The 19702-nt window shown below is 39.9% G+C and carries 17 protein-coding genes; all 17 read left to right on the plus strand.

Annotated elements, in window-relative coordinates:
* Window positions 1–3 precede the first annotated feature (3 nt).
* The 17 genes from OGI71_RS16160 (at window position 4) to OGI71_RS16240 (ending at window position 19421) form a co-directional block, all read left to right on the plus strand.
* On the plus strand, window positions 4–906 hold the full coding sequence (locus tag OGI71_RS16160) for a LysR family transcriptional regulator (RefSeq protein ID WP_120261560.1): 903 nt from the start codon (window positions 4–6) through the stop codon (window positions 904–906).
* 80 nt (window positions 907–986) lie between these two features.
* Complete coding sequence (locus OGI71_RS16165; RefSeq protein WP_282250294.1) at window positions 987–1967, plus strand: c-type cytochrome; 981 nt, start codon at window positions 987–989, stop codon at window positions 1965–1967.
* A 1-nt stretch (window position 1968) separates the two neighbouring features.
* Window positions 1969–2442 (plus strand): DsrE family protein, encoded by a 474-nt coding sequence (locus tag OGI71_RS16170; RefSeq protein WP_282250295.1) that lies wholly within the window; start codon window positions 1969–1971, stop codon window positions 2440–2442.
* A 1-nt stretch (window position 2443) separates the two neighbouring features.
* On the plus strand, window positions 2444–3361 hold the full coding sequence (locus tag OGI71_RS16175; protein WP_282250296.1) for a substrate-binding domain-containing protein: 918 nt from the start codon (window positions 2444–2446) through the stop codon (window positions 3359–3361).
* A gap of 66 nt (window positions 3362–3427) precedes the next feature.
* On the plus strand, window positions 3428–4219 hold the full coding sequence (locus tag OGI71_RS16180) for a lysophospholipid acyltransferase family protein (RefSeq protein ID WP_282250297.1): 792 nt from the start codon (window positions 3428–3430) through the stop codon (window positions 4217–4219).
* Window positions 4201–4959 carry an ABC transporter ATP-binding protein gene (locus OGI71_RS16185; RefSeq protein WP_282250299.1) on the plus strand — a complete coding sequence of 253 codons (759 nt, stop codon included), beginning with the start codon at window positions 4201–4203 and terminating at the stop codon, window positions 4957–4959. Before OGI71_RS16180 ends, OGI71_RS16185 begins: the two co-directional genes overlap by 19 nt.
* Before the next feature lie 122 nt (window positions 4960–5081).
* Complete coding sequence (locus OGI71_RS16190; RefSeq protein ID WP_028072584.1) at window positions 5082–5303, plus strand: DUF2795 domain-containing protein; 222 nt, start codon at window positions 5082–5084, stop codon at window positions 5301–5303.
* Window positions 5304–5383: 80 nt separating this feature from the next.
* On the plus strand, window positions 5384–5851 hold the full coding sequence (locus OGI71_RS16195) for a hypothetical protein (RefSeq protein WP_282250300.1): 468 nt from the start codon (window positions 5384–5386) through the stop codon (window positions 5849–5851).
* A gap of 387 nt (window positions 5852–6238) precedes the next feature.
* On the plus strand, window positions 6239–7228 hold the full coding sequence (trpD, locus tag OGI71_RS16200; protein WP_282250302.1) for an anthranilate phosphoribosyltransferase: 990 nt from the start codon (window positions 6239–6241) through the stop codon (window positions 7226–7228).
* A 28-nt stretch (window positions 7229–7256) separates the two neighbouring features.
* Window positions 7257–7856 carry a phosphoribosylanthranilate isomerase gene (locus OGI71_RS16205; protein ID WP_282250303.1) on the plus strand — a complete coding sequence of 200 codons (600 nt, stop codon included), beginning with the start codon at window positions 7257–7259 and terminating at the stop codon, window positions 7854–7856.
* Complete coding sequence (trpB, locus tag OGI71_RS16210) at window positions 7853–9037, plus strand: tryptophan synthase subunit beta (RefSeq protein WP_282250305.1); 1185 nt, start codon at window positions 7853–7855, stop codon at window positions 9035–9037. The genes OGI71_RS16205 and trpB overlap by 4 nt, the downstream gene beginning before the upstream one ends.
* Window positions 9038–9040: 3 nt before the next feature.
* On the plus strand, window positions 9041–9802 hold the full coding sequence (gene trpA / locus OGI71_RS16215; RefSeq protein WP_282250307.1) for a tryptophan synthase subunit alpha: 762 nt from the start codon (window positions 9041–9043) through the stop codon (window positions 9800–9802).
* Between the two features lie 288 nt (window positions 9803–10090).
* Window positions 10091–10684: an RNA polymerase sigma-70 factor gene (locus tag OGI71_RS16220; protein WP_282250309.1), complete on the plus strand. Its 594-nt coding sequence runs from the start codon at window positions 10091–10093 to the stop codon at window positions 10682–10684.
* Window positions 10685–10769: 85 nt separating this feature from the next.
* On the plus strand, window positions 10770–11954 hold the full coding sequence (locus OGI71_RS16225; RefSeq protein ID WP_282250310.1) for a FecR family protein: 1185 nt from the start codon (window positions 10770–10772) through the stop codon (window positions 11952–11954).
* Between the two features lie 195 nt (window positions 11955–12149).
* Window positions 12150–15494: a SusC/RagA family TonB-linked outer membrane protein gene (locus OGI71_RS16230; RefSeq protein WP_282250311.1), complete on the plus strand. Its 3345-nt coding sequence runs from the start codon at window positions 12150–12152 to the stop codon at window positions 15492–15494.
* Window positions 15495–15508: 14 nt separating this feature from the next.
* Window positions 15509–16948, plus strand: a complete 1440-nt coding sequence (locus OGI71_RS16235; protein ID WP_282250313.1) for a SusD/RagB family nutrient-binding outer membrane lipoprotein — start codon at window positions 15509–15511, stop codon at window positions 16946–16948.
* 7 nt (window positions 16949–16955) lie between these two features.
* Window positions 16956–19421: a phospholipase C, phosphocholine-specific gene (locus OGI71_RS16240; protein WP_282250314.1), complete on the plus strand. Its 2466-nt coding sequence runs from the start codon at window positions 16956–16958 to the stop codon at window positions 19419–19421.
* Window positions 19422–19702 lie beyond the last annotated feature (281 nt).

Below are 19702 nucleotides of genomic sequence, written 5' to 3' on the forward strand. Positions count from 1 at the left end.
TTTATGGATTTTGATTTTCGTCTCATCGTTTTTTATACTGCAGCTCAGCATCTTAATTTCACCAAGACAGCTTCGGCACTTTTCATCTCACAACCTGCAGTCAGCAAAAACATTCAGGAACTGGAAAAAAAACTCGGCGTCCCTCTTTTTGAGCGGAAAGGCAATAACCTTGACCTGACTGAATCGGGGCAAATTCTCTATAAATATGCCCAACAGATTATCAATCTCTACAATCAGGCAGGACAGGAAATACAAGAACTACAAACAGGACGTAAAGGGAATCTTGTATTAGGGGCCAGCACGACAATCTCTCAATATGTACTTCCAACGTTACTGGCAGATTTCTTATCTCAATATCCAAACAACCGTATCCAATCTTTTCAATCCAATAGTCGAAGTATTGAAGAACAGCTTATTGACAAGACACTAGACCTCGGAATCACGGAGGGATCAACTGACAATAGGGCTTTAAAGTATATCCCTTTCATGAAAGATGAACTTGTATTGGTCACCAATAGCGAAAACCCGCTATTAAAACAATTAAAAAATCCTATTCTCTCAGATATAACGCGTTTACCTTTGGTCCTTCGCGAGCAGGGTTCGGGCACCCGTACCATTATTGAGAATGCATTAAAAGAACAACGGATCAGTCTTGCTGAAATCCAGATTGAAATGATATTGCCATCAACAGAAAGTATCAAAGGATATCTGGCCCGCCGTCATAGTTTTGCCTTTCTCTCTATTCATACCGTTCAGCGGGAGGTCTTAAATAATCAATTGACCATCGTCGATATTCCTCATTTGTCTATCGAACGTTATTTCTATTTCACGCATCTATATGGTGGCCTTGCGGGTACTCCTAACCAATTCCTGCAGTTCTGTCTGAGACAAAATTTCAAGATATAACATTTGGTTATGTCTCATAAAGAAACATCGTTTTAATCCTTGTCGATAGGCTGGTAGATTTGTACAAACGAATTAGAGGCATGGAATACAAAAAACTAACAAATTACCTAAAAGCGCTCAGTTGGATCATTGTCGCATTGTTTATTACCTGTACAACACTATGTGTGTTTCCGCTTAAGCATGCAACCAATGATAACTCAACGGATTCACTTGCGCTCTCCAATGATTCATTAATTACACATGTATCACAATTCAAAGCCGTTTCTTTCAAAGACAATCCTGAAGGGGAAATGGCTAGTTATGGTGAAAAGCTGATCAAAAATACCTACGACTACTTTTACGATGGTGACATAAAAATCGGAAATAAATTGGCTTGCAGTAGTTGTCACCTCAACGGTGGGACCAAGGCATTCGCGGCTCCTTATGTTGGCCTCACAAATGTTTTCCCAATTTACATTGGACGGGAAAACAAAGTAGAATCTCTGGAGGAACGCATTAATGGTTGTTTTGAAAGAAGTATGAATGGTCGTGCTATTCCAGAAAACAGCAAAGAAATGCGCGCTATTGTTACCTATATAAAGAACATCAGTATCAATACAGTCAATAAAGGAAGATTAGCCGGCCAGGGTTTTGTCAAAATGGAAATCCCAAACCGTGCCGCAGATCCAAAACACGGTCAATTGGTATTTGAAGGCAAATGCACGAGCTGTCATGGAAAAGATGGACAAGGCATGGCACAGCCTACCGGCAGGGGATATTTATATCCGCCACTTTGGGGAAAAGACAGCTATAACGATGGAGCCGGTATGGCACGATTGCTTACCGCAACACGCTTTATCAAAGCTAACATGCCCTTAGGAGCAAGCTACGACGCGCCTCAACTCAGCGACGATGAAGCCTATGATGTCGCCGCCTATATCAATTCTTTTGACCGACCTAAAAAAGCAAACAAGGAGCTCGATTACCCAAATTTGGCAAAAAAACCAAAGGACAGTCCCTATCCACCATACGCAGATAACATTAGTTTAGAACAACATAAACACGGACCCTATAATTTTTAATATGATGAAAAAACAACTGACAATTGCTTGTATCCTCTTAGCGATGACAACGATTCAAGCGAAGGCACAAAGCAATAAATTATTACTCAACAACCATCAATATACGGGTGCTGTTGCCAAGAAAAAAGTGTATAAAGCGATCTATCAATTGGATAGTAATGATCCAAAAACAATTGAGAAGGCTATTCGAAATATCAACAACGTTTTGAAAGATCCGCGATTAAAGGGGCATCTTCAAATTGAACTGGTTGCTTTTTCAGGTGGAACAGAAGCTTATTTAAAGAAGAATAGCCAGTATGAAAAACCACTTCAGGACCTCGTAGAAAAAGGAGTTATTGTCGCTCAGTGCTTAAATACATTGGAAGAAAAACATATTGCAAAAGAAGAATTATTCGATTTTATCGGGTACGTCCCCAGTGGGAATGGTGAGTTAATCTTGAGGGCTAATGAAGGTTGGGTCATTGTTAAACCATAGTATGATGAAAAAGCTAGTCCCCTTCACCCTCGCTATGGCCTTGTTCGTATCGGCAAAAACTATGGCGCAAGAACATCGTTTTGATCCCCCTTGGAACACCCCACCAGAATCGGCGCTGAATTTTACAGTTCCCGGTATAGATAATATTCCAGATCTATATGGCGATATTGAAAATCCACAGCTAACAGTTTTCTTCGCTGGTAATCAGTTTATGGTCGTTGATGATTTATTAACATCTTTCAAAAAGGAATATCCGCAGTACGAACGTATTTTTGTGGAAACATTGCCTCCCGGAATTCTAGCAAAACAGATTAAAGGGGGCTCCATTACCGTCGGTAACCTACGCATTACGCATAAACCCGATATCTATACCGCAAGCAAACGCGCGATTAATGACATGGCTGATTATTTCAGTCATACCCAGACCTATTGTTACAACAATATATGTTTGATGATTCCACAGGGAAACCCTGCAAATATCAAAACATTGAACGATCTAGGCAACTCCAATGTGCGCATTAGCATGCCCAATCCGCAATGGGAAGGCATAGGAGAGCAAATCAAAGCATCGTATAAAAAAGCAGGGGGCGAACAACTGGTCAAGAAAATCATGGAAGATAAAGTAAAGGATGGAAGCACGTATTTAACAAAAATACATCATCGCGAAAGCCCGATGCGTATCCTTTATCGTCAAGCCGATGTCGCACCGGTCTGGACATCTGAGGTTGTTTATCAAAAACTTATTGGCCATCCGGTGGAAGGTATCACAATTCCGGACAGTCAAAATACCACGGCAACCTACGTGGCCGCAAAACTAAAAAATGCACCACATCCACAGGCGGCAGATGATTTTCTGAAATTTATGAACTCCCCTACAGCCAAGCAGATTTACAAGAAATATGGCTTTACAATAGACTAAAAAAGAAAATGGATAATTAATTATCCATTTTCTTTTTTTACTTTAGGTCAAAATTAGTTGAATTGTATGGTACTATTGCTCAAAAAACTCCATCGTTACTGGTATTTTATTAGCGTTCTACTTGTTTTCATCGTATTATTCCCCTATATCTATTTTTTGGCCCAGCATCCAGAAAAGAACTATGCGCGGATTGCACGTATGAGGCGTTGGGTCTCAATTGGAGGATCGGCATTGGCGGGTGTATTTTTTAAAGTAACTTACGAATCAAAAATAGACTGGAACAGACCGATGGTGCTATGTCCCAATCATACTTCAGTGCTCGATATCACAGCACTGACCTATCTATGTCCTGTCCCGTTTTCATTTATTGGTAAGGCCTCACTTCTTAAAAATCCCGTTACCCGCATATTTTTCAAAACCATAGATATTCCTGTCACGCGAAGGAGCAAAGTATCTTCATTTAAAGCATTTCAGCGGGCTAACGAGCTTGTTCAGAGTGGCCGAAGTGTCGTTATTTTTCCGGAAGGAAAGATCGATGATGGATTTCCACCTCAAATACATGCATTTAAGTCTGGTGCTTTTCGTATTGCTGTCCAAAATGATGTGCCTGTAGTACCTATTATCATTGAGAATGCATGGGACATTTTCTTTGATGACGGCGCAAAAAGAGGGTCTCATCCAGGAATTGTTAAAGTACATGTTTTTTCACCTATTGAAACAAAAGACTTTGACGACAACAATGCAACCGACTTAGAGAAAATTGTATATGACAAAATGCATTCCTATTGGATTATGAAGAATAAATCGTATTTTCATCAACCAGAGAACGTCCAAAAAATATGTCAGGAAAGATATTAATCGAAATCAAAGATATTGCGCGGGAATACCAAATAGGCTCAGAAACAATTCATGCGCTCAGTTCGGTTACCCTCAATATCAATAAAGGAGAATTTGTAGCACTTATGGGGCCCTCAGGGTCAGGAAAATCTACATTGATGAATATTCTAGGTTGCTTGGACACCCCCAGTAGAGGTGAATACATTCTCAATGGGATCAATGTAAGTGACATGTCAGAAGATGAACTCGCTGAAGTAAGAAACAAGGAGATAGGATTTGTTTTTCAAACGTTCAATCTACTTCCTAAAAGCACCGCGCTGGAAAATGTGGCACTGCCCCTAATCTACGCTGGATATAATAAAGCCAAGCGTGAAGAAAAAGCTACTGGCGCATTGGAAAGTGTTGGGTTGGGACACCGTATGGATCACAGACCCAATGAGCTATCTGGTGGACAACGTCAGCGGGTGGCTGTCGCAAGAGCACTGATCAATGATCCTTCCATTATATTAGCCGATGAGCCTACGGGAAATCTTGACACAAAGACATCCATTGAAATCATGGGCTTGCTCGAAGAGATCCACTCCAGAGGAAACACCATTATCTTGGTCACACACGAAGAGGATATTGCGCTACATGCTCATCGCATTGTACGCATGCGCGATGGACTAATTGAAAACGATTATCCCAATGCTGATATCAAATCCGTATCACCACGACTAAGTGCATTGAATGAAAAAGGGAGTGACTTTGAGAATATTTAAAAATATTATTTCATTATAAATCAAACACTTATATTATTTACACAAAAATAACAGTTGATTTACTTGTTTAAGTTAAATTAAATGATAGTTTTGCGAAAATAGAGAACTTAAATTGTTTTTATATGTATTGGACATTAGAATTAGCTTCGCATCTAGAAGATGCACCATGGCCAGCAACAAAAGATGAATTAATCGATTACGCTATTCGTTCGGGTGCACCAGTTGAGGTAATTGAAAACTTACAATCTCTTGAGGATGACGGTGAGCCATATGAAAATATTGAAGAAATTTGGCCCGACTATCCAACAAAAGATGATTTCTTCTTCAATGAAGATGAATACTAGAAAATAAAAAACGCCTTTAGTTAAAGGCGTTTTTTATTTCAGGAAATTAATCCATTGCTATGAAGTTCAGTCTTAAGCTTATGAAGATAAAAGTAAAGGTATTGTTGTTAACATTTCTAAGTTACATGCTATGTATTCCCCTATTCGCACAGGAAAAGCCGGTCACTTCCGAAAATGTTACTGTTTTAAAACAATTTGTACATCGTCTCAATGATATCAATCTCGCAACGGACATCATTTTAAGCCAGGATATATTAACAGCGAAAAATCTAGATGAAGACCAACAGGAATATCTTCTAGCCAGCATAGATGAGATGCGAATCAATGTACAGAGCAAGGATATCAGCAAATTAGAGTATATCAACTTTATACAAGCTGGTCGGAAAGAGACCTTCGATATTGACCTTGAAGGAATAGATCCAAAACAGGTCTATTTCGTTAGGCATCTCAATCGTTTTGTTTTTGCTACTGTTATTCGGGACAAAAAAATTGCCTCCTTTACTTTAGTTTCTAAAGGGAACAATAAAGCACATTTCGTATTCTATTAGTCTTTTATCAGCTTTATTGTTTGTCCGTACAAGTACCTATACCTTCTATGGTATTCAAGCAAATCTGATGGGCAATCTTTCTATTCTCGAAATAAATAAGTACAATCCAACCGTCTTATTCTCGGCTTCTACAATGGTCGGTTTGAAAGCAATTTTAAGCGCAAGGAGCTTTCTTAAAAATTTTTCAATAAAAACACTTGCATTTTAAAATTCTATCAACCATATTTGTATTAATAAAAACGGAAATGATAATAACTATATTAAATAAAGCTTGGTGGTGGCATGACGAATAACGTTGTGGCAAACTCCTATTGCATTATTTGATATACATCAAGATATGATGGGCTTGCCTGAATAAGGTAAGCCCTTTTTTATTTAAAAATAATTATGAAAGAAATTTTAGCCCATTTATTTGAATACAAGTCTTTTTCGCGAAAAGAAGCTTATGAGATCTTGACCAACATTGCCAAAGGTAAATATGACAGTCATCAAATCGCTGCTTTTATGACAGCTTACGGCATGCGTAGTATTCGGGTGGAAGAACTTGGTGGATTTAGAGATGCTATGTATGACCTGTGCCTCCAATTGGATTTTGATGACTACGATCTGATCGACCTATGTGGTACGGGCGGTGATGGCAAAAACACGTTCAATATTTCTACAATTGCTTCTTTCGTTACTGCCGGTGCGGGCTATCAAGTTGCCAAACACGGCAATATAGGTGTATCGTCGAGCTGCGGGTCTTCAAATGTAATGGAGTATTTGGGCTATCAATTTACGAATGACAAAGCTGAATTACAGCGTCAGCTTGACGAAGCCAACATATGCTTCCTACACGCACCACTGTTTCACCCAGCTATGAAAACAGTTGCGCCAATACGTCGTGCCCTGGGTGTAAAAACATTTTTTAACATGTTGGGGCCATTAACAAATCCAGCCAACCCGAAATTTCAATCTGTAGGTGTATTTAGCTTAGAGCTTGCACGCCTGTATGGTTATCTATACCAAAATACAAACAAACAGTACTCTATTATCCACGCTTTGGATGGCTATGATGAAATATCGATGACAGGAGATTTCAAGGTCATCAACAATCAGGGTGAAAATTATTATAATATGGAGGAACTAGGCTTTAGCCCTATTCATCCCCAGGAACTTGCTGGTGGAGAAAGCGTGGCTGAAGCAGCACAGACGTTTTTATCTATCTTGAATAATGAGGGCACAGATGTACAGAACAATGTAGTGTTGACAAATGCGGCATTTGCCATAAAAACATTTCATCCTGAAAAATCTTTCGGTGACTGTTTCTATGAAGCAGAAGAGTCACTCATGACAGGAAAAGCGTTCAAAAGTTTCAAAAAAGTAACAAACCAGTAAAATGTCAATTAAGATAAAAGTTTGTGGCATGAAATACCCCGACAATATCGTCGCAACGACCGCTCTTGCTGTTGATTACATCGGTTTTATATTTTATGAAAAATCCAAACGATTTGTTGGCGATGCCAACCGTGAATATATAAAAGGGCTTAAGAGCGTCACAAAAGTTGGTGTTTTTGTGAACGCAAACCTGACGGAAATTTATGATAAAATAGACAAATTCAATTTAAATGCTGTTCAATTGCACGGAGATGAAAGCCCTCAATTTTGTGAGGAACTTAAGCAACATACGGCCGTACCTGTGATCAAAGCTTTTGGTATAGACCAATATTTCGACTGGACAGTATTGGACGCCTATGTTGGGGCAATTGATTATTTTCTATTTGACACCAAAAGTAACTCCTATGGTGGTACAGGCATACGATTCGACTGGTCTTTATTGCATCAATACAAGCTCGAGTACCCTTATTTCCTCAGTGGCGGATTAGATGCGGACAACATCAAAGACGCTTTACGAGCAAATGATCCCAGGTTATATGCCTTGGATCTCAATTCAAAATTTGAAGTAGAACCGGGGTTAAAAGATATCGATCTTTTGGCCCACAGCATAAATAGTATTAAACAATGAGTATATACCAAGTCAATGAAAAAGGGTATTACGGTCCATTTGGTGGTGCCTATATCCCCGAAATGCTCTATCCCAATGTAAAAGAGCTACGTGAAGAATATCTCAAGATAATCGGAGAAAAAAGTTTTCAGGAGGAATTCAATCAACTACTCAGTGACTACGTAGGGCGCCCCTCCCCTTTGTACCATGCGAAGCGACTGTCTGAAAAATATGGTACAACGATCTATCTCAAACGTGAAGATCTCAACCATACTGGCGCACATAAAATCAATAACACCATCGGTCAGATCCTTTTAGCTGAGCGTCTAGGGAAAAAAAGGATCATCGCAGAAACGGGGGCTGGACAACATGGTGTAGCTACAGCTACTGTTTGCGCATTAAAGGGGATACAATGTGCCGTCTATATGGGAGAAATTGACATTAAAAGACAGGCACCCAATGTTGCGCGAATGAAAATGATGGGTGCGGAAGTTATTCCTGCAACATCTGGTTCAAAAACGCTCAAAGATGCGACCAATGAAGCTTTGCGTGATTGGATCAATAATCCGGTCGATACACATTACATTATTGGCTCTGTTGTAGGCCCACATCCATACCCTGACATGGTTGCCCGCTTCCAATCCATTATCTCCGAAGAGACCAAAATACAGTTATTAACAAAAACAGGTAAAGAGAATCCAGACATCGTATTAGCTTGTGTGGGTGGCGGATCCAATGCTGCAGGGATGTTCTATCATTTTCTGGATGAGGAATCTGTACAATTGTATGCTGTAGAAGCAGCGGGACATGGTGTTGATTCCGGTGAATCTGCAGCGACAACAGCCCTCGGAAAAGAAGGTGTACTGCATGGTAGTCGATCCATATTAATGCAGACTGAAGATGGTCAGGTCATAGAACCTTACTCAATCTCTGCCGGACTTGATTACCCTGGCATCGGACCGCAACATGCTTGGCTGTTTAAATCCGGAAGAGGAAAATATGTGAGTATCACAGATGATGAGGCGATGCGCGCGGGACTGGAACTCACTCGACTGGAGGGTATTATCCCCGCAATCGAAAGCTCACATGCACTCGCTTATTTAGGAAAAATCCCTTTCAAGGGTGATGAAACCGTTGTCGTTTGTTTATCAGGACGCGGCGATAAGGATCTCGATAACTATATGAAATACTTTGATTTTTAACGCATGAATACGATTGAAAAAAAAGAAGGCAACCCCCTTCTATCGATATATTTTACAGCAGGATATCCCGAACTGGACAGTACGATCCGCATAGCCAAGAAATTGGAAGAAGCGGGTGCCGACTTTTTAGAAATAGGTTTTCCCTACTCCGATCCTGTTGCAGATGGACCTGTTATCCAACACAGTTCAGAAGTTGCTCTGGCCAACGGAATGACTGTCAAAAAATTATTTGAACAATTACGTGAGCTACGCCAACATGTACAGATCCCGGTCTTTCTGATGGGCTATGTTAATCCCGTAATCCAATTTGGCGTAGAGAAATTCTGTGAAGAGTGCAAAAATGTAGGTGTAGATGGGGTGATTATTCCCGACCTACCAATGTATGAATACGAGGATCTCTATAGGGAAACTTTTGAGAAAAACGGCATCGCAAATATCTTTATCGTAACGCCGCAGACTTCAACTGAAAGAATCCGAAAAATAGATAGTCTATCCAATAGTTTTATCTACTTATTGTCCTCCAATGCCACAACGGGAAAAACACTAGATGTAGGCGAGGATACCAATGCTTATTTCAAGCGGATACATGATCTTCAGCTGACAAACCCTTTAATCGTTGGGTTCGGAATTTCAAACAAAGAAGCATTTCAAAAAGCAAGTCAATATACTGCTGGTGCAATTATCGGTAGTGCATTTGTAAAAAGATTGACGGAGCAAGATTATATGGATCAGATTCCTGATTTTATCAAATCAATAAAGGGGTAAAATAAAAACAATGTGCTAGCGCGTGTTCAACGGAAAGCGATGAACTCGCGTTAGTATCCTGTTAAGATGTTAAAAAGAAGCTTTATAGCCCAATTATAGAATAACCTAAAATTCTGCTTCCTTTAAAAGATATTTGTAAACTTCATTCATAATTTACTAATATTGTATCGTAGATATACTTTGGCTGGCAGTTCACTTTAACGAGCCTGAATCTCGTTAAGACTTGTCTACACAATCTGATTACATTCAATTAACAACCAATTCATCTATAACCAATAGTTTCGCAAAATGAAGAGCAAGGCTGAAGATCTAAATTATACCGAATGGATCATTCGCTTAAACGCAGGCGAAATGATTGCTTTTGAATGGCTGTACAATACATACAAGCACCAACTAGCTGGCAATCTGATTAAACTCGTAAAATCGTCTGATGTTGCAGAAGATATACTCCATGATGTTTTTGTCAAGGTTTGGGAAAATAGAACCAAGATTGATCCTCAACGCTCCTTTGAGGGTTATCTTTACCGGATAGCAGCCAATATGGTCGCAGACTTTTACCGGAAAATCAGTAAGGATAGAAATTACCAGGAATATCTTATTGCTATACAGGAAACTGTTTATCAACATATAGATGAGCTATTGGAAAATAAATACAGAAGAGAATTAATAGATAAAGCGCTCACAGAACTTCCGCCCAAATGCAGAACAGTTTTCCAGCTGTGCAAAATTGAAGGCCGTAGCTATGAAGAGGTTTCCAACCTCTTGCAAATATCTCCAAATACGATTAGTAACCATTTAAATCGTGCCAATAAAAAAATATTACTATTTCTACAGAATCCCGTAAACCTTCCCTACTTCCTGCTTCTGATCTGGGTTAAATAGCGTCCCCACAAAAAAAATAAAAAATATTTTAATTTCTTGTAGTGACTTTTCCTGAGTAACACGTAATAGATATAAAACGAGTCCCTTGGAAAAGAAAAATTTGAATAAATTATTTGAGGATTTTATTGCCAATCGTTGTTCGGCAGAAGATATCGAGCAATTGATGCGACATTTTGGTTCTCCAATATCAATGGATGAGCTCCGCAATCTCATTACACAACAGATGACGATGGGCCAATCCGAAAGTTCCTCCCCAGCTGTTGCATCTATCGTCGGTGCTACGGACAAAAAGCTGGCACTGACCATGTCTAAGTTTCAGGAGAGTGAAAAAAAACGGGGCCAGGTACAAACATTATGGCGATTTTCCGTTGTTGCAGCTGCCGTAATAATCCTCTGTCTTTTAGCAGTGCTTTGGCAAAACAAACCAGGTATACCTAAAGAAACGATCATGCAGGCTGCTAAAAAACAAACCGAAGAAATTCTACCAGGGAAAAACCAGGCTCGCCTTACGTTATATAACGGCAAAAAATTGAACTTTGATCAGCAACAACCTATCAATGAAAAAAACAGCAATCTTAATTATGAAAAGGGACGATTAGTATATAGCGGCAGTTCCGCAGAAGAAACTATACAATGGAACATCCTCGAAGTTCCAAAAGCTGGAACGTTCGAAATACAATTGCCAGATGGATCAACTGTATGGGTAAACGCCAATTCTAAGCTCTATTTTCCGAATCGCTTTCCTACAGATGAGCGCTTTGTCAAAGTCGAAGGAGAAGCATTCTTTAAAGTACAAAAAGATAAAAAACGTCCTTTTAAAGTCCAAACTAGAGATCTCAATATTTCTGTATTAGGTACTGCTTTCAATGTAAGAGCCTATCATCCCAAACATATATCAACTACATTGGTCGAAGGATCGGTCCAATTGACCTATCATGATCAGCACATCATCATGACGCCAGGGGAAAGAGCTTTTATAGATGAAAAAAACAAGTTAAAAACACAAGCTATAGATATTGAGGGTGCTACTGCATGGAAAGAAGGATATTTCTATTTTAAAGATGAAACATTAGGTAAGATATTACAAGATATTAGTAATTGGTATGATTTGAAAGTCAGCATAGTTGGAAATTTACCCAAGGGTCTATATAGTGGTAGTATGGATCGCAACAGTAAATTAAATGGCGTACTGAAAATGCTTGCAAATGTAGGTAACCTGGATTTTATCCTTAATGGCAATCATCTTACTGTTAAACAAAAAAACAAATAAAAACGCTGCCTATGATACGAAGTTAACACAAAAAAAAGCGGAGATGGTGGTAACATCTCCGCAATCTATTCAAAAAAGCTGTTCAAAAAAATCGTTAAACAACCTTAATTCAAAATTATGGAATATTTCTGTGATCGTAAAGAAACGATACAACTATGTCGTTTTTTTACGGAACATTATTTAATCATTAGAAGAATGAAATTGACAATCATCTTCATCTTGTTCTCAATTGGGCTCAATGCCAAAACAAACGGACAACAAATCAACCTATCAGTCAAGCACATGCGCTTGGATAATGTGCTAAAAAAAATAGCACAACAGACTGATTATAAGTTTTTTTATTCAAGCGACCTGGTAAATAAAGCAGAACCAGTTAATCTTACAGTAGAACAGGCGTCTTTAGATGAAACATTGGAAAAAATCCTCGCTCCGAGAGGGCTGAGCTACCAAAAGATGTCGCGAACAATCACAATTACGGCAGCCCTTAGGTTACAACAAATCGATATTTCAGGGACTGTAAGGGATGAAAAGGGACCACTTGCTGGCGTTAACATCTATACAAAAACTGACAATAAAATTGGAACCCGCACGGATTCAGAAGGAAAATTTGCATTAAAGGTACCCGTTAACTCAACACTAGTCTTTAGTTTTTTGGGATACGAGAGAAAGGAAATTACAGTGAAAGACAAAGATCTTCAGGTAGTGATGAACCCAATCAGCAATGCGATGGCGGAAGTGGTCGTCACTGCCTTAGGTATTAATAAAGAGAAGCGGAAGGTGGCTTATGCTGCACAGGAAGTTAAGGGAGAAAGTCTGTCCGTAGCCCGTGAGCCTAATGTTGCGTCTAGCTTGGTTGGTAAAGTTGCTGGCCTCCAAATCAAAACTAAATCTACCCTATTTGAAAATCCCGAAATTACACTGAGAGGGGGCAATGCTACAATCGTCATTGATGGGGTTCCTGCCCCAGATGGCTTTAATATGTGGAGCATAAATGCGGATGATATAGAAAATATTACTGTATTGAAAGGAACTGCTTCATCAGCTTTATATGGTTCAGTAGCACAAAACGGTGCTATTATGATCACTACCAAAAAGGGCAAAGGCGGAACTGCAGGAATTGAACTCACCTATAACTCTAGTACGGAATTTCAAGCCGGATTCTTACGTATTCCCAAAACACAGCAGGACTATGGCATGGGATTTAATGGAAAATACGCGTTTGTCGATGGAAAAGGTGGTGGTATCAATGATGCCTATGGTTACGTCTGGGGACCAAAATTGAATCAACCTGATCCGAGCACAAGTAGCGGTTTTGTCGAAATACCACAATACAATAGTCCATTGGATCCAGCGACAAATAAATTGAAACCCCTTCTATGGATCAGTAGAGGGAAAGAAAATTTAAATAATTTTCTCACTAATGGCTTAATAACGACCCATAATTTGAGTGTGGCCGGATCAACGGACAAGTCAGATTATCGCATCTCATTATCTCATTTGTATCAGAAAGGCCAAGTGCCCAACACCACGTTAAATTCTACCACATTAAGCCTAGCAGGGAAGCTCAAACTAAACAGTAAACTCGATGCCGAGGCAACACTATCCTATAATAGACAATACTCACCTAATTATCCAAATAGTGATTATTCTCCTGATAATTATCTTTACAACATCGTATTATGGATGGGACCTGATGTCGACATTCGGGATATGCGGAATTATTGGAAACCAGGGCGGGAAGGCTCGGAACAATTAACCTATAATTATAGCTGGTATAATAACCCTTGGTTCTTAGCATACGAGAAGGAAAGAGCCTATACCAATGATGTCATTGTATCACAAGGAAATATCAAATATAAGTTTAACAACGACCTAAAATTACTCGTTCGCGGTGGCATTACCACAAACTTTGCTAACAGTGAAAGCCGCGTTCCATATAGTTATATCAATTATGGTACAGCCGCAGCACCTTATGGTAATTATAGCGTCAATCGTGATAATCGCATGCGTTTTGTCAGTGATGCACTATTGACCTATGATAAAAAACTATCCCAAGATTTTACGATTAGTGCCAGTGTCGGGGCGAGTACTAGATTAGACCAGTACAATAAACTGGAGTCTAGAACAACAGGTGGGCTCTCTGTTCCAGCATGGTACAACCTGGATAATTCCAGAGACCCTGTCCGCTCTACCAATGAACGCGTGGAAAAACAAGTATATGGAATGTATGGCTATGTTGATCTGGACTATCGTAATATGGCAACTTTAAGTTTAACAGGAAGAAACGATTGGACCTCTGCTTTACAATCCCCTTACAATTCATATTTCTATCCTTCAGCTTCCTTGAGCCTGATCGTATCCGAAATGTTCCATTTACCTGCAGTAATCTCTTACTTTAAACTACGCGGTGCTGTAACAGATGCCACGACCGATATCAATGCCTATAGTGCGCTGTTAACCTACGAAATCGGTAGCAGATGGAACGGAAACCCTTCTTTGTATCTTCCTGATGCCTTACGTCCTCCGGGATTAAAACCCAACAAAACAATCTCTCAGGAATACGGTGCTGAGTTACGTCTATTTCGCAATCGGATCGGCGTTGATTTCACCTATTTCAACTATGACCGGACTAACAATGTTGTAGAAGTCCCCCTATCGGAAGCTTCAGGGTTTGCAAAACTTCAAGTAAATGGTGACCGTTACCGACGGAGAGGTATCGAAGTTGTCGTATCAGGAACACCTGTACAGACGGAGAATTTTAAATGGAGTACAACATTAAATTACTCCCGATTACGTAATACGGTGCTTGAATATCAAGGTGGTGAAGAAATTCGCGGTGGTGTAAAAGTGGGGGAACGAATGGATATCTATCGCGGCTGGGCATGGCAAAAGTCTCCAGATGGACAGATTGTCCATGAAAATGGAATTCCGCAATACATTAATCAGCAGGTCAATCTTGGCTATATGCTACCGAACTGGGAATTTGGGTTTCTGAATAACTTTCAATATAAAAATTTCGGAATTTCCTTTGCTTTCGACGGTCGTATTGGGGGGAAAACAAATAATGCTATAGAAGCAAAAATGTATGAAGGTGGTATGCATCCCAATACCGCAAATAGTTACCGTGACGATGCTTACCGTGGCGAAAAGACCTATCTTGCCGGTGGCGTAACACAAACCGGAGGAGATGTTACCTATGATGCCCAAGGCAATATAACTGGTGATTCCCGCACTTTCGTTCCTAATACCACCAAGGTAAACTATGTGGATTGGGTTTTTGCAACTTACACAAACGGAATTGATGAGTCAACTCTCTACGATCGAACTTTTGTTAAACTACGAGAGTTGACACTAAGCTATCAAATCCCCAGCAACCTTTTAACCAAAACACCATTTAAGACAGCGAGTTTTTCATTGGTAGGACGCAATTTATTACTCTGGTCGAAGGTCCCTTATATGGATCCTGACGGATATAGTGACTTACAGCTCGCTGAACCGACCGTTCGTAACATCGGTTTCAATGTCAATCTTAAATTTTAATTGGAGAACTTATTATGAAAAAAACATATATTCCTTGGCTCGTTTGCTTATTCACCATGGTGACTAGCTGCAAAAAATTTGATTATTATCAAGACAATCCCAATAAACCGACCAAAGCTACGCCGGCATTATTAATGACCTATATCTGTCAGAATATCTTTAACAATAATCCTATCAGTGCAGCTTATGCCTCAAGGCACCTCACTTATTATGAACGACCTAACGAATCCATCAACTACAATTGGAATCGCGGCGATTATGATAATTATGGAGGTTTACGTCAAGTGCTCAAATTAGAACCTCTTGTTACGGACAACAAAAATTTCCAAGGACTTGCTCATTTGTTTCGTGTAATCTATTTTGCGCAAATGACAGAAACCTTTGGCGATATTCCCTATACAGATGCCCTTCGCGCCGAACAAGACGGTCGCACGCCAATCTATGACAAACAAGAAGATATCTATGATGGACTACTGCAGGAACTGGAGCAAGCTAACTCCCTCCTGGATGTGGCAAATGGAAAAATAGACGGTGATATCATCTATGGCGGCGACGCCACTAAATGGAAAAAATTCGTTAATGCTTACAGGTTACGTCTACTGATCCATCTTTCAAAAAAAGAAGGCCAGTCGAAAATAGCCATTAAGCAACAATTCCAAGCTATCCTGAGCAATCCGACAAAGTATCCCTTGATGGAAACTAACAGTGACAATGCACAACTGGTATTCAATACGACTGATCCATCAAACTATTACCCTACAGCTGGGCATTTAAGCGTTTCCACTCTAGTATCACTCGAACAATCTTTTGTTGAAATACTACAAAAACGAGAAGACCCGCGTTTATTTTCTTTTGGGGATCCAATCGCAGGAAAAACGGCGGGAGTCTTTTCTAACTATAAAGGTGTGGATGCCGGCCTATCACCTGCCGATCAACAAGCCAGTGCTGCTCAATCGTCTCTAATTGCAAGAAGATTTGTCGACCTCCGTAGTCCAGTGAATGAACCGATGATATTCTTAAGTTATGCAGAGCAAGAATTTCTAATCGCAGAGGCTATTCAACGTGGTTGGATTACAGGAGATATGAACAACCATTATCAAAAAGGAATAACGGCGTCAATGGCTTTCTATAAAATAACTGGAATGATTGTTACTGATTACCTTAATAAAGATCTTGTTAAATTAGCTACCGGTGACCCTTTAACAAAAATATTGACACAGAAATACATTGCTTTCTATATGAATTCAAGCTGGGAACCTTTTTTTGAACAGCGCCGTACCGGAATCCCGACTCTAAGGGTGGGGCCTGGAACGTTGAATGGCGGCAAAGTGCCTAAACGCTGGCAATACCCACTTTCCGAGTCACAATATAATAAGGTGAATCTAGATGCTGCTATAGAGAGACAATTTCCTGAGGGAGATAATGTAAATGCCAGTATGTGGCTAATCAAATAAACTAAACATGGATACTAGAAGAGATTTTCTAAAAAAAGCGGCAATGCTTGCTGGGGGAGCATCACTTTCCCAAGTTATTCCATCCGCCATTGCAAAAGCAATGGCCATCGACCCCGCTTTAGGGAGCACTTTTTATGATGCTGAACATGTGGTTCTACTAATGCAAGAGAATAGATCTTTTGATCATGCGTTTGGTACACTACGGGGAGTACGAGGTTTCAATGATCCAAGGGCGATCCGCCAGCCAAACAGAAACAAAGTGTGGTTACAGACGCAAAAAACAGGTGAAACATACGCTCCTTTCCGATTGGATATTAAAGATTCAAAAATTACATGGATGGGATGTTTGCCTCATAATTGGACCGATCAAACCGATGCCCGAAACAAGGGAAAGATGAACAAATGGCTAGATGTCAAACATTCTGGATTTAAAGAGTTCGCAGACCTTCCACTGACCATGGGACATTATACACGAGAAGACATTCCATTCTACTATTCGTTGGCAGATTCTTTTACGATCTGCGATCAACATTTCTGTTCAAGTATTACAGGTACAAATCCCAACCGGCTCTATTTCTGGACAGCTAATATCCGGGAAAACCTGAACGGAAAAGCCCTCGTCTGGAACGGTGACTCAGAATTTAGTGGTAAAGCAAACTGGAAGACCTTCCCAGAACGTCTTTCGGCACTTGGCGTAGACTGGAAAATATATCAAAATGAAATTTCGTCAAGCAGTGCTGGATACAGTGGTGAAGCCAATAGCTGGTTAGCGAATTTTGGCTGTAACCCCATGGAATATTTCCCACAGTATCAAGTCAAATATAGTCCTCGCTACAGAGAGCTGCTCGCACGCAAAAAAGAAGAACTGGAAAAGAAAATAGCCACAACAACGGCGAAAGATACGCTTGAAAAGTTACATAAGGAGCATAAACATGTGCTGGAAGAGCTACAACAATACACGACGGAGAACTTTGAAAAACTTGATGAACAAACGAAAGATATTCATCGTCGTGCCTTCGTGAATAACAGTGCTCAGCCCGATTACATGGATCTAGAAACGATGCATTATCAGGAAGGCGACAATCAACGGGAATTACAAATCCCAAAAGGTGATGTGTTATATCAATTTAGAAAAGATGTCGAAGCAGGTAAACTACCAACGGTATCCTGGCTTGCTCCACCTCAACTTTTCTCGGATCATCCAGACTCTCCTTGGTTTGGTGCCTGGTATGTGAGCGAAATTATGGATATCCTAACACAAAATCCAGAAGTCTGGAAAAAGACAATCTTTATCCTTACCTATGATGAGAATGACGGTTATTTTGATCACTTCGCTCCTTTTACAGCTCCTAATCCTTATGAAGCAGATAGCGGTAAAGTGTCCCCAGATATTGACCCAAAATTGGAATTTGTGCGTCGCGACGAACAGTATTACCCCGAAAGTGGAAGAGAAAGCAACATCGGCTTGGGCTATCGTGTCCCTTTGATCATTGCTTCTCCCTGGACAAGAGGTGGCTGGGTAAACTCACAGGTATTTGACCATACCTCAAGCTTGCAGTTTTTAGAGAAATTCATTAGCCACAAAGTAAAAAAAGAAGCAAAGGAAACCAATGTGAGCAGCTGGCGACGTGCGGTCTGCGGAGATCTCACTTCTGCTTTTAGACCTTATAATGGAGAAGTAATTAAAAAGCCATTGGTATTAGAACGTCAGCCATTTATCAAAGAGATTCACCAGGCAAAATTTAAAGGTCTTCCGATGGGATTCAAGGCATTAACTGCAGATGAGATCAAGCAGATTGAGCAGGATCCTACCCACTCACCCTATTTTCCGAAACAAGAAGAAGGGCTTCGTGACTCCTGCACTCTTCCCTATGAGCTTTATACACATGGAGAATATCTATCCGGTGGAAGATATCAACTAACATTTGAAGCTTCAAACAAGACATTTGGAAAACATTCTGCGGGTTCACCGTTTACAGTATATCATAGTACTCCTTATAAGGGTGAGATTGGAACTTCCCGTAACTATGCTGTATCCCCAGGAGGCAGTTTGTCAGACAATTGGGCTATCAATGCGTTTGAAAATGGATTATTTCAACTTGATGTACATGGACCAAATGGATTTTATCGTATGTTTAAAGGCGACGCTAAACATCCAAATATCAAAATCCGTTGTACTTATGAAAAGAGCAGAGATGAAAAATCATTTACGGGTCGCCTGTTGTTCACTTGTATAAATCAAGACAGTAAAAATCACCAGCTTTTACTTGAAGACATCAGTTATGGACAGGGCAAAAAAGCAGTCCAACTCAAAAGCGGTGAGACATCAACAATTCAGTTTGATCTTTCCAAACAAAGTTTTTGGTATGATTTCCGTATCAGCTGCAAAGATGACAATACATTCCAAGAGCAATATGCGGGCCGTATAGAAACTGGGGAAAGCGGAAAAAGTGATCCACTATTAAGCCGATAATAAAAAATTGAGTCGGGGTTATTTTCGAAAGGAGATAACCCCGTCTATCTATGATTCTTGCAACAAATAGTCAATACGTCTGAAATCGTTTATTTTCAGAAATCATCACACGACAAACCATACCTTTCGATATTATTCCTGTATGCGACGAATAACGTGGTTGAATCCTTTATACAGTAAAACTGCACCAACGATCAAAAAAACAGCCAATAAATATAAACTGATAGAGTTAATAAATAATAGACATATCATAACGGTAATTTTTGGTTTTTCATTTCTTA

This window comes from Sphingobacterium sp. ML3W, assembly GCF_029542085.1.
GTDB lineage: Bacteria > Bacteroidota > Bacteroidia > Sphingobacteriales > Sphingobacteriaceae > Sphingobacterium.